At 44.4% G+C, this 26,354-nt stretch carries 27 protein-coding genes, 1 tRNA gene and 1 pseudogene; 12 read left to right on the top strand and 17 right to left on the bottom strand.

Translation table 11 applies throughout. The features are described 5' to 3' along the window. The first annotated feature begins 167 nt into the window (after nucleotides 1-167). The 3 genes and pseudogenes from slrR to DIC78_RS13835 form a co-directional block, all read left to right on the top strand. A complete protein-coding gene (gene slrR, locus DIC78_RS13845; protein ID WP_101859908.1) occupies nucleotides 168-626 on the top strand; it encodes an HTH-type transcriptional regulator SlrR in 459 nt (152 codons plus the stop codon). A 74-nt stretch (nucleotides 627-700) separates the two neighbouring features. Further along, the gene (gene pnbA, locus DIC78_RS13840; protein ID WP_127696451.1) at nucleotides 701-2,161 is read left to right on the top strand and encodes a para-nitrobenzyl esterase; all 1,461 of its coding nucleotides are present in this window, start codon (nucleotides 701-703) and stop codon (nucleotides 2,159-2,161) included. Nucleotides 2,162-2,171: 10 nt separating this feature from the next. Next, nucleotides 2,172-2,358: pseudogene (locus DIC78_RS13835) on the top strand (hypothetical protein); the annotation flags it as partial. A 28-nt stretch (nucleotides 2,359-2,386) separates the two neighbouring features. On the opposite strand, the gene padC reads toward DIC78_RS13835, so the two are convergent. The 8 genes from padC to DIC78_RS13795 all read right to left on the bottom strand — a co-directional run bounded on the left by padC (nucleotide 2,387) and on the right by DIC78_RS13795 (nucleotide 8,660). Further along, complete coding sequence (padC, locus tag DIC78_RS13830) at nucleotides 2,387-2,872, bottom strand: phenolic acid decarboxylase (protein WP_003235304.1); 486 nt, start codon at nucleotides 2,870-2,872, stop codon at nucleotides 2,387-2,389. 22 nt (nucleotides 2,873-2,894) lie between these two features. Beyond that, nucleotides 2,895-3,350, bottom strand: coding sequence for a DUF3237 domain-containing protein (locus DIC78_RS13825; protein WP_105953964.1), 456 nt, complete (start codon nucleotides 3,348-3,350; stop codon nucleotides 2,895-2,897). A gap of 107 nt (nucleotides 3,351-3,457) precedes the next feature. Then, on the bottom strand, nucleotides 3,458-4,144 hold the full coding sequence (locus DIC78_RS13820) for an aspartate/glutamate racemase family protein (protein ID WP_127696450.1): 687 nt from the start codon (nucleotides 4,142-4,144) through the stop codon (nucleotides 3,458-3,460). Nucleotides 4,145-4,169: 25 nt separating this feature from the next. Next, the gene (locus DIC78_RS13815) at nucleotides 4,170-5,534 is read right to left on the bottom strand and encodes a serine hydrolase (RefSeq protein WP_127696449.1); all 1,365 of its coding nucleotides are present in this window, start codon (nucleotides 5,532-5,534) and stop codon (nucleotides 4,170-4,172) included. A gap of 132 nt (nucleotides 5,535-5,666) precedes the next feature. Then, entirely contained in the window at nucleotides 5,667-6,233 is a 567-nt protein-coding gene (locus DIC78_RS13810) for a C1q-like domain-containing protein (RefSeq protein ID WP_106019602.1), read from the bottom strand. A gap of 333 nt (nucleotides 6,234-6,566) precedes the next feature. Then, the gene (gene arsC, locus DIC78_RS13805) at nucleotides 6,567-6,986 is read right to left on the bottom strand and encodes an arsenate reductase (thioredoxin) (RefSeq protein ID WP_106019603.1); all 420 of its coding nucleotides are present in this window, start codon (nucleotides 6,984-6,986) and stop codon (nucleotides 6,567-6,569) included. Between the two features lie 22 nt (nucleotides 6,987-7,008). Further along, a complete protein-coding gene (locus DIC78_RS13800; RefSeq protein WP_095712957.1) occupies nucleotides 7,009-8,307 on the bottom strand; it encodes an arsenic transporter in 1,299 nt (432 codons plus the stop codon). A gap of 11 nt (nucleotides 8,308-8,318) precedes the next feature. Further along, the gene (locus DIC78_RS13795) at nucleotides 8,319-8,660 is read right to left on the bottom strand and encodes an ArsR/SmtB family transcription factor (protein ID WP_105990931.1); all 342 of its coding nucleotides are present in this window, start codon (nucleotides 8,658-8,660) and stop codon (nucleotides 8,319-8,321) included. Nucleotides 8,661-9,256: 596 nt separating this feature from the next. On the opposite strand from DIC78_RS13795, the gene sacB reads away from it, so the two are divergent. The 6 genes from sacB to DIC78_RS13765 all read left to right on the top strand — a co-directional run bounded on the left by sacB (nucleotide 9,257) and on the right by DIC78_RS13765 (nucleotide 15,381). Continuing rightward, on the top strand, nucleotides 9,257-10,678 hold the full coding sequence (sacB, locus tag DIC78_RS13790) for a levansucrase (RefSeq protein WP_095712955.1): 1,422 nt from the start codon (nucleotides 9,257-9,259) through the stop codon (nucleotides 10,676-10,678). A 76-nt stretch (nucleotides 10,679-10,754) separates the two neighbouring features. Next, the gene (gene levB, locus DIC78_RS13785) at nucleotides 10,755-12,305 is read left to right on the top strand and encodes a 2,6-beta-fructan 6-levanbiohydrolase (protein WP_095712954.1); all 1,551 of its coding nucleotides are present in this window, start codon (nucleotides 10,755-10,757) and stop codon (nucleotides 12,303-12,305) included. 106 nt (nucleotides 12,306-12,411) lie between these two features. After that, nucleotides 12,412-13,974, top strand: a complete 1,563-nt coding sequence (gene aspP / locus DIC78_RS13780) for an aspartate/proton symporter AspP (RefSeq protein ID WP_024122949.1) — start codon at nucleotides 12,412-12,414, stop codon at nucleotides 13,972-13,974. A gap of 95 nt (nucleotides 13,975-14,069) precedes the next feature. Then, nucleotides 14,070-14,654, top strand: a complete 585-nt coding sequence (locus DIC78_RS13775; RefSeq protein ID WP_106019606.1) for a TetR/AcrR family transcriptional regulator — start codon at nucleotides 14,070-14,072, stop codon at nucleotides 14,652-14,654. Between the two features lie 77 nt (nucleotides 14,655-14,731). Continuing rightward, nucleotides 14,732-15,067: a DMT family transporter gene (locus tag DIC78_RS13770; protein ID WP_044160350.1), complete on the top strand. Its 336-nt coding sequence runs from the start codon at nucleotides 14,732-14,734 to the stop codon at nucleotides 15,065-15,067. Next, nucleotides 15,067-15,381, top strand: a complete 315-nt coding sequence (locus tag DIC78_RS13765; protein ID WP_024122952.1) for a DMT family transporter — start codon at nucleotides 15,067-15,069, stop codon at nucleotides 15,379-15,381. Before DIC78_RS13770 ends, DIC78_RS13765 begins: the two co-directional genes overlap by 1 nt. Before the next feature lie 44 nt (nucleotides 15,382-15,425). Here DIC78_RS13765 and DIC78_RS13760 read toward each other — a convergent pair whose 3' ends face one another. Both DIC78_RS13760 and DIC78_RS13755 read right to left on the bottom strand, forming a co-directional pair. After that, nucleotides 15,426-15,941, bottom strand: a complete 516-nt coding sequence (locus DIC78_RS13760) for a DUF3231 family protein (RefSeq protein WP_024122953.1) — start codon at nucleotides 15,939-15,941, stop codon at nucleotides 15,426-15,428. A 149-nt stretch (nucleotides 15,942-16,090) separates the two neighbouring features. Then, nucleotides 16,091-16,166 (bottom strand) — tRNA-Arg (locus DIC78_RS13755). A 280-nt stretch (nucleotides 16,167-16,446) separates the two neighbouring features. Here DIC78_RS13755 and clpP point away from each other — a divergent pair. Then, entirely contained in the window at nucleotides 16,447-17,043 is a 597-nt protein-coding gene (gene clpP, locus DIC78_RS13750; RefSeq protein ID WP_003219849.1) for an ATP-dependent Clp endopeptidase proteolytic subunit ClpP, read from the top strand. A 34-nt stretch (nucleotides 17,044-17,077) separates the two neighbouring features. Here the strand turns inward: clpP and DIC78_RS13745 are convergent, their stop codons facing one another. Then, a complete protein-coding gene (locus tag DIC78_RS13745) occupies nucleotides 17,078-17,653 on the bottom strand; it encodes an LOG family protein (protein ID WP_106019609.1) in 576 nt (191 codons plus the stop codon). A 116-nt stretch (nucleotides 17,654-17,769) separates the two neighbouring features. Between DIC78_RS13745 and DIC78_RS13740 the strand changes: the two genes are divergently transcribed. Further along, nucleotides 17,770-18,090, top strand: coding sequence for a MazG nucleotide pyrophosphohydrolase domain-containing protein (locus DIC78_RS13740; RefSeq protein WP_106019610.1), 321 nt, complete (start codon nucleotides 17,770-17,772; stop codon nucleotides 18,088-18,090). A 29-nt stretch (nucleotides 18,091-18,119) separates the two neighbouring features. On the opposite strand, the gene DIC78_RS13735 is transcribed toward DIC78_RS13740, so the two are convergent. Both DIC78_RS13735 and DIC78_RS13730 read right to left on the bottom strand, forming a co-directional pair. Next, nucleotides 18,120-19,730: a SulP family inorganic anion transporter gene (locus DIC78_RS13735; RefSeq protein ID WP_106019611.1), complete on the bottom strand. Its 1,611-nt coding sequence runs from the start codon at nucleotides 19,728-19,730 to the stop codon at nucleotides 18,120-18,122. An 18-nt stretch (nucleotides 19,731-19,748) separates the two neighbouring features. Continuing rightward, nucleotides 19,749-20,333, bottom strand: coding sequence for a beta-class carbonic anhydrase (locus DIC78_RS13730; protein ID WP_127696448.1), 585 nt, complete (start codon nucleotides 20,331-20,333; stop codon nucleotides 19,749-19,751). A gap of 403 nt (nucleotides 20,334-20,736) precedes the next feature. Between DIC78_RS13730 and DIC78_RS13725 the strand changes: the two genes are divergently transcribed. Beyond that, entirely contained in the window at nucleotides 20,737-21,714 is a 978-nt protein-coding gene (locus tag DIC78_RS13725) for a 2-hydroxyacid dehydrogenase (protein ID WP_095712950.1), read from the top strand. Between the two features lie 37 nt (nucleotides 21,715-21,751). On the opposite strand, the gene DIC78_RS13720 is transcribed toward DIC78_RS13725, so the two are convergent. The 4 genes from DIC78_RS13720 to DIC78_RS13705 form a co-directional block, all read right to left on the bottom strand. Next, nucleotides 21,752-23,692, bottom strand: coding sequence for an ABC transporter permease (locus DIC78_RS13720; protein WP_106019612.1), 1,941 nt, complete (start codon nucleotides 23,690-23,692; stop codon nucleotides 21,752-21,754). Next, the gene (psdA, locus tag DIC78_RS13715) at nucleotides 23,667-24,446 is read right to left on the bottom strand and encodes a lantibiotic ABC transporter ATP-binding protein PsdA (protein ID WP_024122961.1); all 780 of its coding nucleotides are present in this window, start codon (nucleotides 24,444-24,446) and stop codon (nucleotides 23,667-23,669) included. Before psdA ends, DIC78_RS13720 begins: the two co-directional genes overlap by 26 nt. Before the next feature lie 84 nt (nucleotides 24,447-24,530). Then, nucleotides 24,531-25,601, bottom strand: coding sequence for a HAMP domain-containing histidine kinase (locus DIC78_RS13710; protein ID WP_106019613.1), 1,071 nt, complete (start codon nucleotides 25,599-25,601; stop codon nucleotides 24,531-24,533). After that, nucleotides 25,595-26,308 (bottom strand): response regulator transcription factor, encoded by a 714-nt coding sequence (locus tag DIC78_RS13705; RefSeq protein ID WP_106019614.1) that lies wholly within the window; start codon nucleotides 26,306-26,308, stop codon nucleotides 25,595-25,597. Before DIC78_RS13705 ends, DIC78_RS13710 begins: the two co-directional genes overlap by 7 nt. Between the last annotated feature and the right edge of the window lie 46 nt (nucleotides 26,309-26,354).

Raw genomic sequence — 26,354 nt, 5'->3', positions numbered from 1 at the left:
TTATTATTTAAAAATTGCAAAATAAGCCAATAAGTTCTCTTTAGAGAACAATATCATGATTTTCCTCTTATTTACTGCGCTTCCCTTATTATTTTAAATTTTATAAAGAACGAATAATTCCTTATAATGAACGAAATAACGACAGGAATAGAGGAGAATTTCATATTATGATTGGAAGAATTATCCGTTTGTACCGCAAAAGAAAAGGCTATTCTATTAATCAGCTGGCTATCGAGTCAGGCGTTTCTAAATCCTATTTAAGCAAGATTGAAAGAGGCGTTCATACGAATCCGTCCGTTCAATTTTTGAAAAAAGTATCAGCAACCCTGGATGTCGAATTAACAGAATTATTCGACGCTGAAACGATGATGTATCAAAAAATCAGCGGCGGAGAGGAAGAATGGCGTGTGCATCTTGTACAAGCTGTTCAAGCCGGAATGGAAAAAGAAGAATTGTTCACTTTTACGAACAAGCTAAAGAAAGAGGAGCCTGAAACCGCCTCCTACCGAAACCGAAAGCTGACAGAATCGAATATAGAAGAGTGGAAAGCGCTGATGGCGGAAGCGAGAGAAATCGGCCTGACGGTTCAGGAAGTCAAATCCTTTTTAAAAACGATGGGAAAATGAATATCAGATAAGGGCTGAGGTTCGCACCATCAGGACAAATTTGTTTATAATGGGGGAAAAAGGGAGAGAACGCTATGTCTGAATCAGTGGTCAAAACGCAATACGGCACAGTGAAAGGCATTTCAAAAAACGGTGTCCAAACATGGAAAGGCATCCCCTACGCAAAGCCGCCCGTCGGACAATTGCGCTTTAAAGCACCTGATCCGCCGGCGGCCTGGGAAGGCGTACTGGACGCAACTGCATACGGCCCGGTTTGCCCGCAGCCGCCTGATTTACTGTCATATTCATACCCTGAACTCCCCCGCCAGTCTGAGGACTGCCTGTATGTAAATGTATTTGCACCTGACACTCCGGGCAAAAATCGTCCTGTCATGGTGTGGATTCATGGCGGCACATTTTATCTCGGCGCGGGCAGTGAGCCTTTATACGACGGCTCGAACCTGGCAGCTCAGGGAGATGTCATTGTCGTCACTCTGAACTATCGGCTGGGGCCATTCGGCTTTTTGCATTTGTCTTCCATTGATGAAGCGTATTCCAACAACCTTGGACTGCTTGACCAAACCGCGGCTCTGAAATGGGTCAAGGACAATATCTCTGCGTTTGGCGGCGATCCGGAAAATGTAACGGTGTTTGGAGAATCAGCAGGCGGTATGAGCATTGCCGCACTGCTTGCCATGCCTGCTGCAAAAGGCCTGTTCCAGAAAGCCATCTTGGAAAGCGGCTCTTCCCGAACCATGACAGAAGAAAAAGCGGCAAGCACCGCGCATTCTTTTTTACGAATCCTTGGAATTGACCGTTACCAATTGGACAGGCTGCATACTGTGTCTGCGGAAGATTTGCTTAAAGCCGCCGACCAGCTGCGAAAAACCGAAAATGAAAATATCTTTCAGCTGTTCTTCCAGCCTGCACTTGATCCGAAAACACTGCCTGCTGAGCCGGAGAAAGCCATCGCTGAAGGAGCCGCTGACGGCATTCCGCTGTTAATCGGAACAAATCGTGATGAAGGGTATTTATTTTTCACGCCGGATTCAGAAGTTCACTCTCAGGAAACAATTGATGAAGCGCTTGAGTATCTATTGGGTCAGCCGCTGGCAAAGAAAGCGGCCGAGCTGTATCCGCACTCTCTCGAAAGCCAAATTCATATCATGACCGATTTGCTGTTTTGGCGCCCGGCCGTCGCCTGCGCCTCCGCCCAGTCCCGTTACGCACCTGTCTGGATGTACCGATTCGACTGGCATCCGGACAAGCCGCCGTACAATAAAGCGTTTCACGCACTGGAACTGCCGTTTGTGTTCGGCAATCTAAACGGACTGAAACGAATGGTACAAGCAGACATTACGGATGAGGTCAAACAGCTCTCACACACGATACAATCAGCATGGCTTGCCTTCGCAAAAACAGGAAATCCAAGCTGCGAGGATGTACAATGGCCGGCTTATACTGAAGACAAACGAGAAACCTTGATTTTGAATTCCGAACTTTCTATTGAGCATGATCCTGATGGTGAGAAGCGGAAAAAACTATTAAACTCATAAGGAGAATCACATGGGGAAATCGGGCTGCTTGGGTGCCGTCATCGTTGTGGCAGCGTGTATCTTCATTTTATCAGCAGTCGTTTTTTTGCGAGACACAGCTTATTACCAGCCCATTCGCTGGATTGGAATCATACTGTTTTTCGCAGGAATTGTGATGGTGCCCACATACTCAGCAAAAAGAACCCGGTAAAGAGAAATCATTCTCTTTACCGGGTTTTTGTTTTTTTACAATTTTCCTGCGCGAATATCGTCTGTCATTCCTTCATAAGGTGCTTTAGAAATGACTTCCTCATTATCGGCTCCCTCATTTTTCAAAAATGTAATTTCCGCAAATTCAGGCACTACGTATTTTGGATAGGTTTCATATTTTTCGCGTGATTCTTTCATCAGGTCAATGTGGTCATTTTGGTAGCAGACCGTAATTTCAGGATGTTCATGCACCCATTTCGGGAAGAAAATAATGCCGTGCATGCGTTTTTCATTCGGCATAAAGTTTAACGAAACATCTGTGCCTGTCGGCTCTGTCCAAGACACTTTATATACGCCCTCTGTCAGTTTGACAATGTTCACTTCCTGATCCCGAACCCAGCGTCCGGCCACCATTCCGCTATGAATTCTATAATCAATTGTATGGTCATTTTTAATATAAATCTCGTATTCCCAACCGTTTTCATAAGTATAAATCATGTGGCTTCCGATAAAGTTTTCCATATTTCACACTCTCCTTAGTCTTTTACTCTACTTCATAAATATCTAATCGAACGTAATCAGGGGTTCTTTCTGCGGAACCGATAAACAAGCGGTCATGCAGCCATTGATAGGTTTCACTGCCTGTCTCAAAAGTCGGCACCGTACGGAAATAAACATGCTCGGTGTCAATCATTTCTCCGGCAGCTGCTTGGGTTCGGAACGGCTCGCTGACTTGCCGTATTCCATTGTTTTCAATGTAAATCAGTTCATGATCTGCAGTTTCTATGACATATCTGGCAGATAAATCTGTTCTGCCGTCAGCGCGAATGATTTGCGAATCAGCTCCGCCCGGCAAAATACGTCCTTCCACTTCCCCGGTTATTGTTCCCGATCGAATCGGAATCCAACGTCTCAGCCCTAAGCCTGTCTCACCAATGGTGATCGGAGGATCAACCTTCATGTCTAGAGAGACGAATTTCTTTAAAACTGGCTTCTTCATAAGCACCACCTGACCTTCAGAAGAGATCATGTAACTATTTACATGTTTACTTTAACAACATTACATGAGGCTGTCAAACGATAAGAACACAAAAAAACAAGAGCCGATTACATACAGCCCTTGTTGAATGGTTCGTTTTGATAGGTAAGATACGTGCTGACCGTGCTTTTTGCGAGACAATCAGAGGAATCTATAATCGGGATATCACCGTGAAAATGATCTAACACCGTGTTCAAATCTGTGCAAGCCGAAATGATGAGATCCGCTCTTTTACTGATTTCCAAATATAGCTCCCGCCATATGTCCTGAGTTTTGTGAACATGATTCGGCTGTTTGATCGCGGCGATGAGCTGATTGACTTCCCGCTGCCAATGTTTCTCATGAATAAACTCATGTCCGCCCGCCTTCAACCCTTTTTGATAAATACAGGATTGTATGGTTGAATCTGTTCCTAAAACAGCCACTTTTTGTGCTGAATCCGGAAGCTCCTTCATCGTTTCCTCAATGATATGTAACAAAGGAATCGACAATGCCTGCTGGATGTCTTCAAAATAGGCATGCGCGGTATTACAAGGAAGAGAAATAAAGTCCGCACCGGTCTTCTCCAGCTTGACGGCTCCATCAATAATCGCTTTTTTCATTTCATCATGATCGATTGGACGATCGACATAAAAGGGTGTCGGACAGGAATAAATCATCATCTGCGGGTAGTCGATATCATGTGAAGCGCCATAGAGCTTCTGACAGTAATCAATGACATTATCTAAAAACGGAGAGGTCGATTTTGGCCCCATTCCAGCTAATATGCCAATCTCAAATTCATTCCTTTCTATCCGTCCGGACCGCTTCTTCCTCTGTTCCGTCCTGATAAATGATAAAGCTCTTCGCAGCACCATCCCCTAACATAAATTCAACTTCAACAGGCAATGATTGCATAAAGAAACGGGTTTCCGAGGAAGGAAATAATTCAAACCTCATCTGTCCGGTAATTTGCAGATAAAGCCGCTCGTTCTCGGCTGTCACCGCCGCAGCTGTCCCATCATGAATGGAGTAGCTGCCAACATAGCGGCTGTAAATCGCTGTATCAATGTCTTTTTTCTTTTTATCAGCAGGACGTTCCGGGATTTCATAAGGCTGGTCAAATAAAATATTCTCCGCCGCCTTCAGTATCGCTTGCTCATAATCAGCATCCTGTTCCATATTGCTCAAATAGATCAGCGTTTTACGATGGTCTATATATCGGATCATCATCGTCGAATAGCCGGGCCAGCCTCCGCTATGGCTGACAATTCGTCCTTTTTCAGGACTGTTTTGCAACACCCAGCCAAATCCGTAGTCAACCGTTTCCCCATTGTTCAGTTGTACAGGAGAAAACGCTGCTTCCTTAGAAACCTCGCTGATCAATTTGTCCTGATATAAAGCCTGATCAAATCGAAATAAATCGCTTGTGACAGAATTCACTGTACCGTCTCCCTGTATTCCATCCAGATACACAACATAGCTGGTTTCCTCCAGATCATCAGGAAGAACGTACTGTCCGGAATGCACATCATACACATAACCATACGCATAGCCTTCAATCTGCTCAGGACGCAGCCTTCTGTTATATACTCTCGTGTTCGCCATACCGACCGGGGTGAAAATATGTTGTTTCAAAAAGTCCGCATAGCTCATGCCCGATGCCTTCTCAATCAAAACTGCCAGCAGCACATACCCCGTATTGCTGTACAGCCAGCCTTCATTCGGAGCAAAATAGCAAGGCGGCTGCTCATTCATCAGCATATCCACTACATCCTGATTCACTGCAATCTTGCTTTTATTCCAATTGGCAAAAAACCACTCTATATATTCCGGAAGCCCGGATGTATGGTTCAATAAGTGCCGAATCGTAACGCCTTCATAAGGAAATCCGGGAATCCAGCGCTCCACCGTATCCTCATAACCAAGCATCCCTTTCTCCTCCAATAGAACAACTGCCATTGCTGTAAAAGGCTTTGATAGTGATGCCAGCTCAAACAAAGAATTCTCTTGCAAAAGCCGTTTTCCCGGCAAATCCGCATAACCGAAAGCGTGATGATATAATATGTCGCCATCCTCTGCGGCTAAAACCGCCCCGTTGAAATGTTTTCTTTCACCTAATGTTTCAAATAAAGTCTTAAGTTCCTTCTTTTTATTCTGATTCATTGCTCCACCTCCCCTTTTTCGTACGATACTGAGCTGTTAATGTTTCAATTATTTTGAAAATATAAAAAAAGCTGATCAATCCTCTAACAGGAAAAATCAACTTTAGATTTACATTGAATCAAAATCTCCTTTTTACGCAGTCGGAGAAGGAACTCTGGCGGCTGCAAAACGGGTTCTCGGAGTCGCTTGAATGAATCCGGCGGCAGTACTTCTCATTGCAACTGTCACCGTATCTCCGGCGTTTAACTGAAGAATTTCCGTAATGGCTACGACTGCCGGAAGATTTCCTGCTTGAAATTGGCTATTTCCGCCTACCACATCTTGATTCACGAGAAATACGACTTCTAAGTTGAAGTCAACAATCGCATTCGGTTGAAACTCAACTGATGCATTTAAAGAATATACGCCTGCTGTTCTCGGTGAAAATGTAGATGTGTTGGGGTTATATTCATTCGCCAAATCAAATTGTACATTTTGAAATCGGACTCCGCTAGCTGCATTTGCAGCCACTGACAGGTTCGCATTGCTGGTGGCTCTGAAAGCAGAAATAGGCTGGTTCGTATCTGATGTAATTGGTGCGAAGAGCTGGTTTTGTTGAGTGGATGGGGTATTTCCATTTCTGCCTTGCATGACACTTGGTGATAAAAGAGGTTCCGGTCGATCGTTTCTCTTAATCCATTTAGTTGGCCGTGGCGGCATTGACTTATTCCTCCTTATACGTTTTCTTTCGCTTCTATCATTTGTTTGCTTTCGCAATACATTATTATATTGATCGTTACAGGGTTTGAAACGGTATCTGCCCGACTAAACTCAAAACAAAAATGAAAGCTGCTAGTTCCAAAACGGATTACTGCCTCTATTACAAGACCTATAAAAAAGATATAAGATCAATTCACATTTTAAATTGCGATTACGAGAATTACCAATGGCAATATCGTTTGGTATCCCCTGTTATCTGCGGGTACAGCCAGCATCATCACCGCGATGAGAGCCACAAAAAAGCCGGGATACCATCCTCCCGGCCTTTCCAGCTTATTTACCTGTTTCCGCAAAGCGCTTGAGCCGCTCGCCGATTTCGTCACGAACTCGCTGAAAGAACACCCATTTTTCCGCTTCCGATCCTTCTGCTTTTGCAGGGTCATCAAAGCCCCAATGCTCGCGCTTGACGTGAGGCGGTGTCATCGGGCATTTATCAGCCGCGTCTCCGCAAAGCGTCACGACAAGATCAGCACTGTTTAATATAGCCGGATCGATGATATCTGATGTTTGGCCGGAGATGTCGATCCCCGCTTCCTTCATCGCTTTTACAGCATTCGGATTGAGCCCGTGCGCTTCGATTCCCGCGCTGTATACATTCCATTCATCTTCTAGATATTGTTTCGCCCAGCCTTCAGCCATTTGGCTGCGGCAGGAGTTGCCCGTGCATAAAAAGTAGATGATTTTTTTAGTCATGTTTGTTCATCTCCCAGATGTTTTAGTGAATGATCAATAACCAGATATAAAGGCCAAAAAGAGTCATCAGCAGGGTCGGAACAGTCAGGATCACCCCTGTTTTCACGTATGTCCCCCAAGAGATTTTCACTCCTTTTTGCGCGAGAACATGAAGCCATAACAGCGTCGCCAGCGACCCAATCGGCGTGATTTTCGGTCCCAGATCAGAACCGATGACATTTGCATAAATTAAGGCTTCTTTCATCATTCCATGTGTATCCGTACCAGCTATCGCAATAGCATCAATCATGACGGTCGGCATGTTATTCATTACCGATGATAAAATAGCCGCGATAAAGCCCATTCCCATGGTTCCCGCCAACAGCCCCTGGTCTGCGGCTGCCTGTATAAGGCTGGACAGAAGGTCTGTTAAGCCGGCGTTTCTTAACCCGTACACGACGACATACATCCCAATGGAAAAAAACACAATCGCCCACGGTGCTCCTTTGACCACCTGCTTCGTATGAACGGCCGGGCTGTTCTTCGCCATAATAAGAAAGAAAACAGCCACCGCACCGGCGATAAAGGATACGGGGATGGACCATATTTCGCTTACAAAATAACCGATTAATAACATGGCCAGCACAAGCCATGACATACGAAACATGTTTATATCTTTAATGGCGTCAGCCGGTTTCTTCACCTGACTGAGATCATAATGTTTCGGGATCCCTTTTCTGAAAAATAAGTATAAGACGAGTATACTTGCCGCAAGCGAAAAGAGATTCGGGACAATCATCCGTGCCGCATATTCAATGAACCCGACGTGAAAGAAATCGGCCGACACGATATTCACCAAATTGCTGACCACAAGCGGAAGCGATGTTGTATCAGCGATAAACCCGCTCGCGATAATAAATGGGAACACCAGCTTTTCTTCAAAACGCAAAGCCCGCATCATCGCAAGCACAATCGGCGTTAAAATAAGCGCCGCACCGTCATTGGCAAAAAACGCCGCCACGACGGCGCCTAAAACGGAAATATAAATAAACATACGAAGGCCGCTGCCTTTGGCCGCCTTCGCCATATGCAAAGCAGCCCATTCGAAAAAGCCAATGTGGTCTAAAATGAGCGAGATGAGAATGATCGCCACAAACGCCAGAGTCGCATTCCATACAATGCCGGTAACGTCCGCCACATCCTTTACGCTCACAACCCCCGCAAGCAAGGCCAAAACCGCTCCCCCGCAGGCTGACCAGCCAATAGACAGATTTTTCGGCTGCCAAATAACAAAAATAAGTGTAAGGATAAAGATACTTGCTGCTAAAACTGCTGAACTCAAACGAGAACCTCCTACTTACAAGAAACTTGAGTTTCTTTTTTCTGAATAGACTGCAACACGTCATCATCTGAGCTGATGTGACCGAGAATCGATTGAATCAATCCATATTCAGGACAAGCCGAATTAATTGAATAAAACCGCCATTGTCCCTTTTTCTCTTCTTTCACAAATCCGGCCTGTTTCAGCTTCCGTAAATGCTGGCTGATAGCTGGCTGGCTCATGTCAAACATATCGACAAACTGGCAGACACAGTATGTTTTTTCCTCCAGCAGCTTCATGATCAAAAGCCTGGTTTGATCATGAAGAAGCTTCAGGCAGTGACTGATTTCAGCAGATGTCAAGGCATGCTTCATCAAAGCATCAGCTCCCTTCCGCGTTCATTGTATAATTCACCAATTATATAAGTCAATACTTATATGCTAGAAGAAAAAGGACCACCGTTTAAAATCTTTTTTATTATCATTCCTGCCCTTATGAAGCTAAAATGGCTTTATTTATACTGTCACATATTGTGAATGATTTATGAATTTACATTTCTTTATCACTTTTGTGTTGTCGGATAGGCCTGATAAAAAGGAACTTTATGCCCATGCGAAAGCTTTTTATAACCTGTAGAAGATGTAAAGAAACAATCAGCCATATTAGTCCATAAGACCTGTACTCTTAAATTCTTTTTCTTCATTTTCTATCAAACAAAAGAGGAAAATAGACCCGTTGAAATAAGAATCAGTGTCTAATAGAATTATGTCGAAAAGTAAATTACGCAGGTTTGTTACTGATAAAGCAGGCAAGACCTAAAATGTGTTAAGGGCAAAGTGTATTCTCTGACGTCACCCCTTTACATATTTTAGGTCTTTTTTTATTGCACGTAACCGACTTGCCATTATCAACAGGAGGGCTGGAAGAAAGCAGACCGCTAACACAGTACATAAAAAAGGAGACATGAACGATGAACATCAAAAAGTTTGCCAAACAGGCAACAGTATTAACCTTTACAACCGCACTGCTGGCAGGAGGCGCGACTCAAGCGTTTGCGAAAGAAGCAGATCACAAACCGTATAAAGAAACATACGGCATTTCCCATATTACCCGCCACGACATGCTGCAAATCCCTGAACAGCAAAAGAATGAAAAATATCAGGTGCCTGAATTTGACCAATCGAAGATTAAAAACATCTCTTCTGCAAAAGGTTTGGACGTGTGGGACAGCTGGCCATTGCAAAACGCGGACGGCACAGTCGCAAACTATCATGGCTACCATGTTGTCTTTGCATTAGCCGGAGACCCTAAAAACGCGGATGACACATCGATTTACATGTTCTATCAAAAAGTTGGCGAGACTTCCATTGACAGCTGGAAGAACGCAGGCCGTGTCTTTAAAGACAGTGACAAGTTTGATGCAAATGATCCCATCTTAAAAGATCAGACACAAGAATGGTCAGGATCAGCTACATTTACATCTGACGGCAAAATCCGTTTATTCTACACTGACTTTTCCGGTAAACATTACGGCAAACAAACACTGACAACTGCACAGGTTAACGTGTCAACTTCAGACAGCTCTCTTACGATTAACGGTGTAGAAGATCACAAGTCCATCTTTGACGGCGACGGCAAAACATATCAAAATGTTCAGCAGTTCATTGATGAGGGCAACTATAGTTCAGGCGATAACCATACGCTGAGAGACCCTCACTATGTGGAAGATCATGGCCGCAAATACCTGGTATTTGAAGCGAACACAGGAACTGAAGACGGCTACCAAGGCGAAGAATCTTTATTTAACAAAGCTTATTATGGCAAAAGCTCATCATTCTTCCGTCAAGAAAGTCAAAAACTTCTGCAAAGCGATAAAAAACGCACTGCAGAATTAGCTAACGGCGCACTTGGCATGATTGAGCTTAACGATGACTACACACTGAAGAAAGTCATGAAGCCGCTGATCACATCTAACACAGTAACTGACGAAATCGAACGTGCGAATGTCTTCAAAATGAACGGCAAATGGTATCTGTTCACTGACTCTAGAGGATCAAAAATGACAATCGACGGCATTACATCTAACGATATTTACATGCTGGGTTATGTCTCTAACTCCTTAACAGGCCCGTACAAGCCGCTGAACAAAACCGGCCTTGTGCTGAAAATGGATCTTGATCCTAACGATGTGACCTTTACTTACTCACACTTTGCCGTACCGCAAGCTGAAGGAAACAATGTCGTGATTACAAGCTACATGACTAACAGAGGCTTCTATGCAGACAAACAGGCAACGTTTGCGCCAAGCTTCTTACTGAACATCAAAGGCAAAAAGACATCTGTTGTGAAAAACAGCATCCTTGAACAAGGACAATTAACAGTTAACAAATAAAAACGCAAAAGAAAATGCCGATATCCTATTGGCATTTTCTTTTATTTCTTATCAACATCATAAAGGTGAATCCCATATGAACTATAAAAAAGCAGGCAAATGGCTAACCGTATTCCTGAGCTTTTTAGGAATATTGCTGTTTATCGACTTATTTCCAAAAGAAGGACATGACCAAAAAACAAAATCAACACAGAAGCCGGACTACCGGGCGGCATATCATTTTACGACGCCGGATAAATGGAAAAATGACCCTCAAAAACCGATCTATTTTGATGGCAAGTATCATTATTTCTATCTATATAACCGGGATTACCCAAAAGGCAACGGTACAGAATGGCGCCATGCCGTATCAGACGATTTGGTGCACTGGACAGATGAAGGCGTGGCGATTCCGAAATATACAAACCCGGACGGTGATATTTGGACCGGTTCCGTCGTGGTGGATAAAGAGAACACAGCCGGCTTCGGGAAAAATGCGCTTGTCGCGATTGTGACACAGCCCTCAGCCAAAGACAAAAAACAGGAACAATATTTGTGGTACAGCACAGACAAAGGAAAATCATTCAAATTCTACAGTGGCAACCCCGTTATGCCTAATCCGGGCACAGACGATTTTAGAGATCCGAAAGTGATATGGGATGACCAGGATAACAAATGGGTCATGGTCATGGCTGAAGGATCAAAAATCGGCTTTTATGAATCCGATAATCTTAAGGACTGGCATTACACAAGCGGATTCTTCCCAGAGCAGGCGGGAATGGTCGAATGTCCTGACCTCTACATGATGCGGGCAAGCGACGGAACGAATAAATGGGTTCTCGGTGCGAGCGCGAACGGTAAACCGTGGGGCAAACCAAATACGTACGCCTACTGGACCGGTAGCTTCGACGGAAAAGAATTTACAGCGGATCAGACTGAAGCCCAATGGCTTGACTATGGCTTCGACTGGTACGGCGGTGTGACGTTCGAAGACAGCAAAAGCACAGATCCATTAGAAAAGCGGTATGCGCTTGCCTGGATGAACAATTGGGATTATGCCAACAACACCCCGACAATGAAGAACGGCTTTAACGGCACAGATTCTGTCATACGCGAACTCCGGCTGCAGGAGCAGGACGGAACATACAGCCTCGTCTCACAGCCGATTGAAGCTTTGGAGCAGCTTACTGTTTCAACTGACGAAATAGAGGATCGGGATGTGAACGGATCAAAAACTCTGTCGATAACAGGTGATACGTACCAGCTTGATACGGATCTTTCTTGGTCAGAGCTGAAGAATGCTGGCGTCAGACTGAGAGAGTCAGAAGATCAAAAACGCCATATTGATGTCGGCATATTCGCTGAAGACGGCTATGCATATGTCAATAGAGCAGCCACAAATCAGCCTGACAAAAGCAATACCTATGTCGAAAGCAAAGCTCCTTATGATGTAAGCAAACGTAAGGTGCATTTGAAAATACTTGTCGATAAAACAACGATAGAGGTATTTGTTGACGACGGGAAAACCGTTTTTTCAAATGAAGTCTTCCCAAAGCCTGAAGATAAAGGTATTACCCTTTTTTCTGATGGCGGCACAGCCTCCTTCAAAAATATAACAGTGAAACACTTTGATTCGATTCATGAATAAAAACAGGTGCAGCGCGGGCTGCGCCTGTTTTTTATTCAGAACGGTATTCTCTGTTTCATATTGGGCATTGTAAGAAATATAAGGCTTGTTTCTAAGGAGGAAGCGGATGTCTAAACAAGGAAATTTTCAAAAATCGATGTCGCTGTTTGATCTGATTCTGATCGGGATGGGAGCTATCTTTGGATCAGCATGGCTGTTCGCTGTCAGTAATGTCGCTTCAAAAGCAGGACCCTCCGGCGCTTTTTCCTGGATTATCGGAGGAGCCATTATTCTGTTAATCGGACTGGTGTACGCAGAACTCGGAGCCGCTTTACCCCGCACTGGAGGCATCATCAGGTATCCGGTCTATTCACACGGCCATTTGGTCGGCTATTTAATTTCATTTGTCACAATTGTCGCTTACACAAGCCTGATTTCGATTGAAGTCACAGCCGTCCGGCAATATGTGGCCTATTGGTTTCCTGGCCTGACCAAAGAGGGCTCTGACTCACCGACCATTGCAGGCTGGATTTTGCAGTTTGCCTTGCTCTGCTTGTTTTTCCTGCTGAATTACTGGAGCGTTAAAACCTTTGCAAAAGCCAATTTCATTATTTCTATTTTTAAATATATCGTACCGGTCACGATCATTATTGTGCTGTTTTTTCATTTTCAGCCGGGAAACTTGTCGGTTGAAGGGTTTGCGCCTTTTGGTTTTACAGGCATACAGGCCGCCATTTCGACCGGGGGTGTCATGTTTGCATATCTCGGGCTGCACCCTATTGTGTCTGTTGCCGGTGAGGTACAAAATCCGAAACGCAATATCCCGATCGCTTTAATTATCTGTATTATCGTTTCAACCATTATTTACACAATTTTGCAAATCACCTTTATCGGTGCGATTCCGACAGAAACACTGAAAAACGGCTGGCCGGCAATCGGCCGTGAATTTTCATTGCCGTTTAAAGATATTGCGGTCATGCTCGGTTTAGGATGGCTTGCAACGCTTGTCATTTTAGACGCCATTCTGTCTCCGGGAGGAAACGGGAATATTTTTATGAATACGACATCTCGCCTCGTTTACGCTTGGGCGCGGAACGGCACATTATTTGGCATATTTTCAAAGGTCAATAAAGAAACGGGGACACCCCGTGCTTCACTCTGGCTTTCATTTGCCATGTCGATTTTCTGGACGCTCCCCTTCCCTTCGTGGAACGCGCTCGTCAATGTCTGTTCTGTCGCTCTCATCCTTTCTTATGCGATTGCACCAATTTGTTCAGCCGCACTGAGAGTAAATGCGAAGGACTTAAACAGGCCGTTTTATTTAAAAGGAATGAGCATCATCGGGCCGCTTTCATTTATTTTCACAGCTTTTATTGTGTACTGGTCAGGATGGACAACCGTTTCCTGGCTTCTCGGCTCACAGCTCGTCATGTTTTTGATCTATCTCTGCTTCAGCAAATACGCGCCTAAAGAAGACGTCAGCCTGGCCCAGCAGCTGAAATCAGCCTGGTGGCTCGTCGGATTTTATGTCATGATGCTGATTTTTTCCTATATCGGCTCTTTCGGGCATGGCTTAGGCATTATCAGCAATCCCGTCGATCTCATATTGGTTGCCATCGGCTCGCTTGCGATTTACTATTGGGCAAAGTATACCGGGCTCCCGAAAGCCGCGATTGATTATGATAAATAAGAAGCAGGAGTTTCTCTTGCTTCTTTTTTCGCTTTACAAACGCCATCACTCGAGATAAAATGAATGATAGTCAGTCATTACAGGAGGTGATCCTCGTGCCAAAACAAACATCAGGAAAATATGAAAAGATTCTGCAGGCGGCGATTGAAGTCATTTCGGAAAAGGGACTCGATAAAGCCTCCATCTCAGAGATCGTAAAAAAAGCCGGCACTGCCCAAGGAACGTTTTATTTATATTTTTCATCCAAAAATGCTCTGATTCCGGCCATTGCGGAAAACCTTCTCACTCATACGCTAGAGCAAATCAAAGGAAAACTGAATGGCGAGGAAGATTTTTGGACCGTCTTACAAACCTTAATTGATGAGACGTTTCACATCACAGAGCGCCATAAAGATATTATTGTCCTCTGCTATTCGGGGCTTGCCATCGACCATTCCATGGAAAAATGGGAGACCATTTATCAGCCTTATTATTCCTGGCTTGAGAACATCATCAACAAGGCGATCGACAGCCAAGATGTGATCGAAGGCATCAATGCAAAGTGGACGGCAAGAACCATCATCAATTTGGTTGAGAACACAGCAGAACGGTTTTATATCGGGTTTGAACAAGATGAAAACCTTGAAGTATCTAAAAAAGAAATTTTCACATTCTTAAAACGGAGCTTAGGTAAAGCTTAAAAAATGACTGGGTGACACCGCTCATTTTTTAATGCCTAAAAATGACTGACGTTCATTCACAAAAAGAGGTGTTACTGTTGTATTGGGTACTTGTTTTGATAGCAGGGCTTCTAGAAGTGGTTTGGGCCTCCTCCCTCAAACATGCGGATTCGCTTTTTGATTGGATTATCGTTTTTCTATTAATAGCGATAAGCTTTATACTGTTAATCCGCTCTTATCGAAAAATTCCTATGGCCGCGGCGTATACCGTATTTGTCGGAATTGGAACGGTCGGAACCTACACGACCGGGATCTTCTTAGGCGAATCCTTCTCAGCAGCGCAAATCTTCTTTTTGATGCTGCTGCTAGCCGGTATTTTAGGAATGAAGCTTTTCACAAAAGAAAATAAAACTCAGCCGAGAGGTGAAAAATAATGGCGTGGTTTTTATTATTCATTGCGGGTATAGAAGAAATTATAGCTGCCATCGCCATGAAATATATAGACGGCACAAAGAAAAAATGGCCGATTATTGTGATGACTGCCGGATTTGCTTTATCTTTTTACTGTCTATCACAGGCCATGCAAGTCCTGCCTTCCGGTGTTGCTTATGCCGTCTGGACCGGTATAGGCAGCATAGGCGTAACAGCAGTCAGCCTGATTTGGTTTAAGGAACGGTTTCAGCTTTCTCAGCTGATTTCTCTTTGCCTGATACTTGCCGGCGTCATCGGCCTGCGTCTTACGTCTTAGATCATAAAAGGCATATACAGAAAGCTGTATATGCCTTTTATCTTTTACTCATCATCTTGATGTTTATGAAGATGAAGCGGCGGCGGGATGAGCCAGCCTTTGTTTTTCAGCAGCCTTAAGTATTTTGCCCCTGTTGCCGCCTTGGTCATATGAAATTGCCCAAACATCATGGCGATGTCTTCGCGAATCGACTGCCCCATAATTTTGCTGCATGTCACAAGACCGGCTGCATTTTGCGCCGCTGCGGATGCGGCCACATCCGGATCGAGAAACCGCGCGCCCGGCGGAATGTCGTTAAGATCTGCATCCGGCGGCTCAGGAGAAGCGGGCGGAAGCCCCACGCCATTTTCTTTCAGGATATTGCTGACCTGTTTGATTTCATCTTGGCATTTCTCGATGGACTCACGAAGCAGCTTCTTTAAATCGCCATCACCAACATGATGCAATAACATCTGGTAATTGCCGATCATTTTATTTCCCGCCATCACATAACTCCACAAACTGAATACCTCACCGTAATGCATCGGTTCTTCCTGCGGGTTTCCGCTTAAAATACCCATTGTCTTCCTCCTTAACAAATTCAATACTGTTCATCACCTACGATGCCCAGCAGGAGGAAAAATTATGTACTCACGAGAAGTTTTCTGGAAACAAAAAAGACAAGAGCGGCAAAATGCCAAACCCTTGTCTTTCCTGTTGTTCTATTGGACGCGCTCGGAGGGATTCGAACCCCCGGCAGACGTGGTACCGGAAACCACCGCTCTATCCAACTGAGCTACGAGCGCATATTGACATATTTTCACTTCGTGATGATAACGTCAGCATAACTCATTATACCGCATTTCAGCCGAAATAACAACCCTCTATTTTAAAGGGCTGTTTTTTTAAGAAGACACATCATCTTCTTTCCGAAGCTCACATACGATGGTTTGAACCGTTGTATTTTTGGGGAAAATGGGAAAAAGAGAAGAGTTTGCATGTCAAGCCAGCTTTTTGTTTGACCTTTATTGACCAAAAATGTATCATGTAACTACATACTTACCTAAAAGGTGAAGGAGGAGCATTATGAATTTAATACCTACAGTCATTGAACAAACGAACCGCGGGGAAAGAGCGTATGACATTTATTCTCGTCTATTAAAGGATCGTATCATCATGCTTGGATCTGCGATTGATGACAACGTTGCGAACTCCATCGTGTCACAGCTTTTATTCTTAGAAGCGGAAGACCCTGAAAAAGATATTTCCATTTACATCAACAGCCCGGGCGGCTCTATCACGGCTGGTATGGCGATCTATGATACCATGCAGTTTATTAAGCCGAAGGTATCTACAATTTGTATCGGTATGGCTGCGTCAATGGGCGCGTTCTTGCTTGCTGCCGGAGAAAAAGGCAAACGCTATGCGCTTCCAAACAGTGAAGTTATGATTCACCAACCTCTTGGCGGTGCGCAAGGTCAGGCAACGGAAATTGAAATTGCCGCGAAACGCATTCTCTTGCTTCGCGACAAATTAAACAAAGTGCTTGCTGAACGTACTGGCCAGCCGCTTGAAGTGATCGAACGCGACACAGACCGCGATAACTTCAAGTCTGCTGAAGAAGCGCTTGAATACGGCCTGATTGACAAAATTCTGACTCGCAACACAGAAGAGCAAAAGTAAAACGAGAAGAGCCTTCCTTTCGGAGGGCTCTTTTTTAAATTTCTGTCCACTTTTTCTCTAAAATCGGATATGAGTAGTTCTTCATTTGCTCAACTAACTCATCGGGCCGTGAAGAGCTGTGGATCAGTTTAAGATGAGAGTCGTTAGAAAATCCTTCCTGAATGCTGTATTTGACCATTTTCATCATCGGCTCAAAATACCCGTTCACATTGTAAAGTCCGATCGGCTTTTGATGAATGCCGATCTGCGCCCAGCAAAGCACTTCAAATAATTCTTCATATGTACCGAAACCGCCCGGCATGGCGATATAGCCGTCAGCCAGTTCGCTCATTTTTGCCTTCCGTTCGTGCATGCCGTTGACTTCAATCAGCTCTGTCAGATTTTGATGGACAACCTCTCCGCTGAACAGGCCGCTTGGCATCACGCCAATTGCAGTGCCGCCGTTTTCCATTAACGTATCGGCAATCGCGCCCATCAACCCTACACGAGAGCCCCCGTATACCAGGCCGATTCCCTGCTCTGCCATATACATGCCAAGCTCTGTCGCTTTTCTTTTATACGCTTCATTTCCCCCCGGGTTTGAGCCCGCAAATACACAAATTGTTTTCATCTCGTCATCTCCGCATCTATATATCGTGTTAACATTCAAAAAACACACTATATATTGTCCCACCTTCATGTGATAATATCAATATGAAATACATAAAGAATGCAGGAGTGATGATGTTGCAGCTGGCTGATGCTGAAAAATGGATGAAAGAGTTTTACGAAAAAAGGGGCTGGACGGAATACGGACCGTTTATTCGAGTGGGGTTTTTAATGGAGGAAGCCGGAGAGCTGGCACGGGCTGTCAGAGCATATGAAATCGGCAGAGACCGGCCGGATGAGAAAGAATCGACACGAGCTGAGCAAAAACAAGAATTGATTGAAGAAATGGGAGACGTCATCGGAAATATCGCCATCCTTGCTGATATGTACGGCGTTTCTTTAGAAGACGTGATGAAAACCCACCAAGAAAAACTGACAAAGCGATTTGAGCATGCATAAAAAAAAACGGCCGTTAGTCGGCCGTTTTTTCATCCTGTGATTTCATCATGATGATCAAAGAAATGCTGCTTTCCTATTTTGTGAAAGAGGCCTGTTTTATGCAGGAGCTCTTTAGGCTGAGACTGCAGCCCTACGATCATCAGCTTTCCGTTGTGGCGCTTAATTCTGTTCATGATGTTCACAAGCACCGCTTCTGCGGACGTATCCATGTAATGCACTTTATTCATGAGTAAAATCAGGGTCTTCGGCTTTTTCTGTACATGCTCTAACAATGACGATTCAAGCGAATCAATCGATCCGAAAAACAGCGGTCCTTCTATGGAGTACATGCTGACAGAAGGATCTGTCCCCTGCTCCCTCTTAGCCGCTTTCGCAAGAGCTGGATGAGACTCCTGATTGTGAATACGGGTCGCTTCACTCATTCTTCTGATGAAGAACACAAATGCGAGTAGCAATCCGGTCGCCACACCGACGATTAAATCAAACAGAACCGTCAGGGCAAAGGTAGCGGCTAAAATGAAGGAATCGGCGTTTTTCAATCTCAGCATGTTTGCGACTTCCTTCCGCTCACTCATATTCCATGCGACAACCATCAATATCGGCGCCATACTTGCAAGCGGAACGTGGGAAGCATAAGGCGCGAATACAAGCAGTACAAGAAGAACCACGACGCCGTGAACGACACCTGAGACAGGCGAAACCGCTCCGTTTTTAATATTGGTTGCCGTCCGCGCAATCGCTCCGGTAGCCGGGATTCCGCCAAACAGCGGCGCGGCCATATTCGCAATCCCCTGGCCGACAAGCTCTTTGTTGCTGTCGTGCTTTGACCCTTTCATATTATCGGCAACCATCGCGGATAATATTGACTCGAGGCCGCCAAGAAGCGCGATGACAAGCGCTGCCGGAAACAGCATGACCATTTTATCTATTGTCAGCTCCGGAAACTGAAATTCAGGCAAATGGCGAGGAATATCTCCATAGGTTGAGCCAATCGTTGCCATGCGGTCAGGGAAAAACACAACCGCAACAAGCGTAGAAATGAGAAGAGCCAATAAAGCTCCGGGTACTTTTGGCATCACTTTGGCGGATACAAGCAAAATGACAAGTCCGATGACTGCTGTCAAAATGGCATATCCGTTAAAGGTGCCGAGCTTCTGTGCAATTTCAAACATGTTGTGATGAAAGTTCTCATGTTTTTCTACGTTTTTCAAACCGAGAAAATTAGCGATTTGTTCAGTGAAGATTAACACGGCGATTCCAGCCGTAAACCCGACGATAACTGGCTTCGGCACATACTTCATAATTTTGCCGAGCTTAAACAATCCGAACAGCACCAGCATGACGCCTGCCATAAACCCCGCTATCAGCAGATTTTCCAGCCCGTACTGCATCACAATACCGAATAAAATCGGGACAAACGCGCCAGTCGGACCGCCAATTTGATATTTAGATCCCCCGAACAAAGAAATACAGATCCCCGCCACGACAACAGTATACAGCCCGTATTCAGGCTCGACTCCCGAGGCAATGGCAAACGCCATACCTAAAGGAATTGCCACGACTCCTACTACGATACCTGCAATGAGGTCTTTCTGAAATTTCTGCAAATTGTATCCCTTGAATCTCCCAGAGAATCGCATATTTTGTTAAAACCTCCCTTATGAATTAGTCTTTATGAACTCAGTTTCATAACCGTTAATCACGACGTCAAGTTTGCCTGTCTCCGGGTGTATCACAAGCCCGTGAACCGGCAGCTTTTTTGGCAGCAGCGGATGATTCTTGATCAGATTGACACTGTGGGAAACGCTTTCTTCCACACTGTGAAAACCGGTCAGCCAGGTTTTCAAATCTAATCCGGCGCTATCAAGCAAACTCAGGCAGCTTGCTTCTACCCCGCGTTCCTTTGCTTTTTCTAGAATCGAGGTAGCATTCAGGCCTGACATCCCGCATTCATGGTGGCCGATTATGCAAACCTCTTCAGCCTGCAATTCATAAATGGCGACCAATATGCTGCGCATGACACTTCCAAATGGGTGAGAAACGATGGCTCCCGCGTTTTTTACAATCTTAGCGTCGCCGTTTTTAAGCCCCATTGCTTGCGGAAGAAGTTCTGTGAGTCTTGTATCCATACAGGTAACAATAACGAGCTTTTTTGAAGGGAATTTTGTCGTTTTGTAGGGTTCGTACTTCTTCTCTCTGACAAACTGCTGATTGTGTTCCAAAATTGATGTTAAAGAAACCATTCTAATTCATCTCCCATCCATATGATTTTGCAAGCCTTCTTACCCAGCTTACAGTAAGGAATTATAGCATAGGAACAGGCCGCGAAAAGGCTTTCAACAAAAGACGATCTAATTGGACTGTAAAATAAAAACTCAAAAATTTATATCTTTCAAAGATAATAAAATTTATATTTATTGAATCCTATAATCCAGGTTCTGCTGGTATTTTGGTGATTTGTCTGACAAAAAATATAGGCGAATTCAGATAATTAAAAAACTTATTTAAGCAGAGGCTGCTATTTTTTCATTCATCACGATCATTTTAAGTTCAAAAGAACCAGAAATTTTAACAAACGCAGCAATATTTCTAACTTCTATTTCTTTCCGATATAATAAAATAGACAACAGCCATAAAGGGGGAGCCTTGTTGAAACCATTTGTATTTATCACCAAACCGATTCCTGAAGAGATTGAAAACATGATCAGTGAGCATTGCCGCTATGAGATATGGCAGGAGGATACACTTCCGCAAGAGGTGCTATTCGAAAAAATGAAAGATGCTGAAGGGCTTTTAACTACTGGAACATCTGGGCCGTCCATCAACAGCGAGCTGCTTGAACATGCTCCTAAGCTGAAGGTCGTCAGCAATCAATCCGTCGGCTACGATAATTTTGATATAGAAGCGATGAAAGAAAAAAGCGTCGTCGGCACTCATACGCCTTATACACTGGATGACACAGTGGCCGATCTGGCCTTTTCTTTAATTCTATCATCGGCCAGACGTGTTGCTGAACTGGACCGTTTCGTCCGGGCCGGTAAATGGGGTACGGTTGAAGAAGAAGACCTTTTCGGCATTGACGTCCATCATCAAACATTAGGCATTATCGGCATGGGCAGAATCGGCGAGCAAGCGGCCAGACGCGCCAAATTCGGTTTCGATATGGACGTGCTTTATCATAACCGCCATCGCAAACAAGAAACTGAAGAAAGCATCGGCGTCAAATACGCTGAGCTTGACACACTGCTGGAGCAATCAGATTTTGTTCTGCTGATTACTCCGCTGACTGACGAAACGTATCACATGATCGGGGAACGTGAATTTAAACTGATGAAGGATTCCGCAATTTTCGTCAATATTTCCCGGGGAAAGACGGTTGATGAAAAAGCCCTCATCCGCGCTCTTCAAGAAGGCTGGATTCGCGGTGCCGGTTTAGACGTGTACGAAGAAGAACCTGTTGCAAAAGACAACCCGCTCTTGCAGCTCGATAATGTCACCCTACTGCCGCATATTGGCTCAGCAACAGCTAAAGTGCGTTTCAATATGTGTAAACAGGCCGCTGAAAACATGATCGCAGCTATCAAAGGGGAAACACCGAAAAATCTGACAAGAGAATTTCAGTAAATCTAAAAATCCGGTCTGATGAAGACCGGATTTCATATTACATATGCTGGAGAACAGCACGCTTATAAATATGACGAGTGACGATATAATAAACAGCCTGGAACACAAAATAAATGAAGATGACAATCACGGCCTCAAGAAATAAGTTAGCATTCAGCATGTTGCTTAACGCCACATACGCAAAACCGGCGTGAATCGTGCCCGCGATAAACGGGATGAAGAACAAAAATCCAATCTGTCTTCCAAGGATGGAGTGAATCTCTTTGTCCGTAATCCCCATTCTCTTTAATGCTAACACTTGCACTCTCGTATCTTCTATTTCAGTAAACATCCGCAAATACAGCATGCTTCCTTGAACGATAAAAAACAGCACGCTGACAAACAGACCGATAAACAGCATTAATGCGACTCCCTGCTTCACAACTTGAAAACTCGGAGCACGCGTTTGAAAATCAGATGTATGTTCTTTCGGCACCATGTTTTCAAGCTTCTCAGAGACGTCCACCGTCTCCTGCCAATGCTCAAGCTCATAGCCTACCACTCTCGTCTGATCCTTCAGCGGCACCTCCTGTGTCAGGCTGTCAAAGCTTTTTTCGCTGACAACCAATAAACGGCTGACTCCTCCGACTGACATCAATATCCCTTTGTTTTGCTGCTTTTTCATGACATAGGAAAGTGATTTTCCTGACTTCATATGAAACGCTGCTTTTTCCCCTTCCCCGAACGTATCTTTCACCATCATTTGAAACGGAACATTGATAAACGCTTCATTTTCTTGTAAATGAATAACGGGAAAACCTTTTTCCTTTGCGACTTGATTATAGATTTTCTCTGAGATCAGCAAGGCCTCTGCTTCCGCCTTCCTGTTTCCATACGGCAAGTCTGATTGAAATGTAACAGGAATACCTGTGGCATTCACCTTATATTTAATCTCAGCATCTGCTCTTTTCAATGTATTCTCAGCCGTCTCAGGCTTCATAACCTGAAAACGGGAAGCGTCTTTTTCCACCCAGGCAACAGATTGAGGAATGCTTTGCTCCTCCTGCCTTTCTAAATCAGCATAAAACATATAGATCACACCTGTAGCGGTTAAAATGACTGCTGTAATCACAGAGGTTAAAAACAGCATGCGTGCGTGATCTTTCAGCCTGAATATCATGTTGGAACGCACAATGATATTGGTTCCTTTGTAAAAGCTGTGTTTCTTTCTGTACAGCATGCGGAAAAACGCAACACTGCTTTGTGTAAAAAAGAAATACGTGCCGATTAACACTAAAATCAAAATCGGAAAGACACGAAACATCATGTCGATCGCATTGGCTGTGGCAGACAGATAATAACCGCCAGCCAGACAAAGCAAAGACAGCACAGTGAGCCATTTTGAATAGGCCGGTAAATTTTTAGGTTTTTGAGCTGATTTAATCAAATCTATGATTTCGAGCTTGCGAATCTGCCCCAGCGATAAAATAAGCAGGACTTGAAACAATATGAGAAAACCGACCGCCGTCAGCACAAATGCTTTCGGTACAATCGCAAACGAGATCGGCACCTTCACACTGAGCATCCACGTCATGACCATAAAAAACAGTTTTGAAAATAACAGCCCCGTGCCGATACCGGCCGCAATCGCCGCAAGAGAAATCAGCGACTGCTCATAATAAATCATCTTTCGGAGCTGCTGCTTTGATGTCCCGAACAGCGAAAACAAGCCAAACTCTTTCTTTCTCGCTTGTAAAAATGCTGAATTTGAATAAGAAATAAAGAATATACAAAACACGATAATGACGATAAGAGCCGCGCTCAAACACGTTTTCACAAGGCTTCCGCCATACACATTGTCTTCCGTCACATCCGGGTGAAAAATAAAAGATGTGAAGACGAAAAAGACCGAGACGGCAAACACACAGCTTAAAAAGTAAGCAACATATCTTTGCAGATTCCCAATAATGTTCTTACGGGCGATGGTTCTCAAATTCATGAAAATCGCCTCCCAACACACTCAGGGTATCCAGGATACTTTGATAAAACACCTGCTGATTCGTTCCCCTGCGGATCTCTGAAAAAAATCTTCCGTCTTTAATAAAGACGATCCGTTTACAGAAGCTTGCCGCTGTGGCATCATGCGTAACCAATAGTATCGTTGCTTCCTTTTCTTCATTTAGCTGAGCCAGCGTGTTCATGACCTGTTTTGCAGATTTTGAATCAAGGTTGCCTGTCGGTTCATCTGCCAATATCAGAGCCGGATTATGAATAATGGCTCTTGCACAGGCCGCACGCTGCTGCTGGCCTCCGGACACTTCGTATGTACGGTGGTCCAGAATATGTTTGATTTGCAATGTATCTGCCAGTTCATCTAAGCGGTTTTCCATTTCACTCAGCTTTACCTTGTCCAACGCGAGCGGAAGCAGGATGTTTTCCCGAATCGTCAGCGTATCAAGCAGATTAAAGTCTTGGAAGACAAAGCCCAGCTCTCTTCTGCGAAACAGAGCCATCTCTTGATCCTTTAACGTTTTCGGCTGAATGCCGTTGATCATCATCTCGCCCTGGGTCGGCTTATCAATGGTGGCCAGCAAATTCAGGAGCGTGGTTTTTCCGCTTCCTGACGGCCCCATGATGCCGACAAATTCTCCTTTATTTACACTGAGGTCAAAATCGCTAAGTGCCTGATATGACATCGTTCCTTTATTTGAATAATATGTTTTTGACAGCTTCGTTGTTTGCAGCACGTTCATGCCTCTGATCCTCCTTTTTTCTTTATTATAAAAAGGAAGTCAGCAGCCTCCCATCGAACTTTCTTTCAATCTCGCTTTCGAACCTTACAATACTGTCACATTCGCCAGGGTGTCACTTGAAAAGACGATTGTCATCACGGTGCCCGCTCCCTCTTTTGATTGCGCGTACAGTTTATGGCCCAGCTGGCTGCACACCTCTTTCGCCAAATATAGGCCCATTCCTGTCGCCTGCGTCATGCTTCGCCCGTTTTCACCAGTAAAAAACGGATCAAAAATCCGGGGAAGATCCTGCGCCGGAATGCCGATACCGTCATCTGCAACTGATAAACGCGTTTCACGGCCTTGCGTTTCAATCCGGATGGTAATATGGTCCCCAGCGCCTTGCTTTGAATATTTCAGGGCATTAAAAAGGATTTGCTCCACAACAAAGGAGAGCCACTTTTGATCACTGGAAACCTGGACGGCGTTTGATGGCACATGTAATTTCGGAAAAAGCCGCCGTTTAATAAACTGCCGTTTTTCCTGATTGATCAATGAGCGGACAAGCTCTGTCAAATCAAAGGTTTCTGGTTTTACATCAAAAGCGAACTCCTCCAGCCGGGCTGTTTGCAGCATCATATCCAGCCCATGGCGAAACCGTTCATTTTCATCTTCCAGCTCCTCTAAAAATGTCTGAAAGGAAGAAGCGGTCCCGTTCTTTCCTTCTTGAATCATTAAGGAAATGACGGATACGGGTGTTTTCATATGGTGAATCCATTGATTCGTAAATGTATAATGCTGTTTTTGTTTATTGATATATTGTGAGAGCTTTCCGGCATATTGATCGCCAAGCGCGTTAATCATTTTTGTCCAGAGGGCTTGCTCTCTTGTTCTTGGCTTGCGGGCTTCAAGTGACCGCCCTATGTCATTTGAAGCGGGTGCCTGGTCGGCCAGTTTTTTCAAAAATGCCAGAAAGGACACTTGCCGGATGTAATCGGCAGTAAAACCGGCCGCCAAAAGGACACCAGGCAGAACCCATATGTACATCATATTTTCTGCAGAAGGCTCGGCACCGCTCTCTATAATGCTTAAATAGGCAATAAACATAGCGGCACCTATGCTTAATAAGGAAAAAAGAATAATGGCTAATCGGTCGATGATATAAGTCTTTAACACTCCCGTTCATCCTTCCGATTGACTTCAAATACATAGCCCTGCCCCCTGATGGTTGCAATAGCATCTTTCAATCCGGCATTCTCCAGCTTTCTCCGCAGCCGATTGACATTGACCGTTAATGTATTATCATCAACAAAATCAACGTCGTCCCATAATGCCTCCAGCAATTCATCACGCGAGACAATTTTTTTGTGCTCTCTTATGAAAATCGAAAGCAGCTGAAATTCTTTTTGTGAAAACGAGATGCGGCTGTTCTTCCACTCCGCTTCATATTGGTCTGGATATATCGTTAGACCGCCAAGCTCCACCAGTCTTGATTCCTGGGACAAAGAAGGAGAATACTCACCATAGGTCCTGCGCAGCACGCTTTTGATTTTGGCCATGACGACTTCTAAGTGAAACGGCTTTGTGATATAGTCATCGCCCCCGTTCTCAATCGCCATCACCTGATTCAGTTCATCAGTCCGCGCCGAGATAAAAATAATCGGAGCATTTGAAACCGTTCGGATTTGCCTGCACCAATAAAACCCGTCAAAAAAAGGAAGATTAATATCGAGCAGCACAAGATCCGGTTTCATTTCCGCAAATTCTTCCTTTATGTTATTCAGCTTTTCAGCTATTTTTATATGATATCCGTATTTCTGAAGATGGCCGCCCAGCAATGAAGCAATCCGTTCATCATCTTCCACGAGTAAGATCCGATACACGTTTATCCCCCTTATATGTCTAGCGCGTTGATTTTTCTAGAAGATT

Source organism: Bacillus halotolerans, assembly GCF_004006435.1.
Taxonomy (GTDB): Bacteria; Bacillota; Bacilli; order Bacillales; family Bacillaceae; genus Bacillus; species Bacillus halotolerans.
The sequence above is the reverse complement of the archived record's forward strand: the minus strand, read 5'-3'. Positions and strand labels throughout refer to the sequence as shown.

Excerpts from the sequence above, each read along its gene's own strand:
- slrR (WP_101859908.1), top strand. The coding sequence starts at position 168 with ATGATTGGAAGAATTATCCGTTTGTACCGCAAAAGAAAAGGCTATTCT.
- pnbA (WP_127696451.1), top strand. The coding sequence starts at position 701 with ATGTCTGAATCAGTGGTCAAAACGCAATACGGCACAGTGAAAGGCATT.
- padC (WP_003235304.1), bottom strand. The coding sequence starts at position 2,872 with ATGGAAAACTTTATCGGAAGCCACATGATTTATACTTATGAAAACGGT.
- DIC78_RS13825 (WP_105953964.1), bottom strand. The coding sequence starts at position 3,350 with ATGAAGAAGCCAGTTTTAAAGAAATTCGTCTCTCTAGACATGAAGGTT.
- DIC78_RS13820 (WP_127696450.1), bottom strand. The coding sequence starts at position 4,144 with ATGGGGCCAAAATCGACCTCTCCGTTTTTAGATAATGTCATTGATTAC.
- DIC78_RS13815 (WP_127696449.1), bottom strand. The coding sequence starts at position 5,534 with ATGAATCAGAATAAAAAGAAGGAACTTAAGACTTTATTTGAAACATTA.
- DIC78_RS13810 (WP_106019602.1), bottom strand. The coding sequence starts at position 6,233 with ATGCCGCCACGGCCAACTAAATGGATTAAGAGAAACGATCGACCGGAA.
- arsC (WP_106019603.1), bottom strand. The coding sequence starts at position 6,986 with ATGACTAAAAAAATCATCTACTTTTTATGCACGGGCAACTCCTGCCGC.
- DIC78_RS13795 (WP_105990931.1), bottom strand. The coding sequence starts at position 8,660 with ATGAAGCATGCCTTGACATCTGCTGAAATCAGTCACTGCCTGAAGCTT.
- sacB (WP_095712955.1), top strand. The coding sequence starts at position 9,257 with ATGAACATCAAAAAGTTTGCCAAACAGGCAACAGTATTAACCTTTACA.
- levB (WP_095712954.1), top strand. The coding sequence starts at position 10,755 with ATGAACTATAAAAAAGCAGGCAAATGGCTAACCGTATTCCTGAGCTTT.
- aspP (WP_024122949.1), top strand. The coding sequence starts at position 12,412 with ATGTCTAAACAAGGAAATTTTCAAAAATCGATGTCGCTGTTTGATCTG.
- DIC78_RS13765 (WP_024122952.1), top strand. The coding sequence starts at position 15,067 with ATGGCGTGGTTTTTATTATTCATTGCGGGTATAGAAGAAATTATAGCT.
- DIC78_RS13760 (WP_024122953.1), bottom strand. The coding sequence starts at position 15,941 with ATGGGTATTTTAAGCGGAAACCCGCAGGAAGAACCGATGCATTACGGT.
- clpP (WP_003219849.1), top strand. The coding sequence starts at position 16,447 with ATGAATTTAATACCTACAGTCATTGAACAAACGAACCGCGGGGAAAGA.
- DIC78_RS13745 (WP_106019609.1), bottom strand. The coding sequence starts at position 17,653 with ATGAAAACAATTTGTGTATTTGCGGGCTCAAACCCGGGGGGAAATGAA.
- DIC78_RS13735 (WP_106019611.1), bottom strand. The coding sequence starts at position 19,730 with ATGCGATTCTCTGGGAGATTCAAGGGATACAATTTGCAGAAATTTCAG.
- DIC78_RS13730 (WP_127696448.1), bottom strand. The coding sequence starts at position 20,333 with ATGGTTTCTTTAACATCAATTTTGGAACACAATCAGCAGTTTGTCAGA.
- DIC78_RS13720 (WP_106019612.1), bottom strand. The coding sequence starts at position 23,692 with ATGAATTTGAGAACCATCGCCCGTAAGAACATTATTGGGAATCTGCAA.
- psdA (WP_024122961.1), bottom strand. The coding sequence starts at position 24,446 with ATGAACGTGCTGCAAACAACGAAGCTGTCAAAAACATATTATTCAAAT.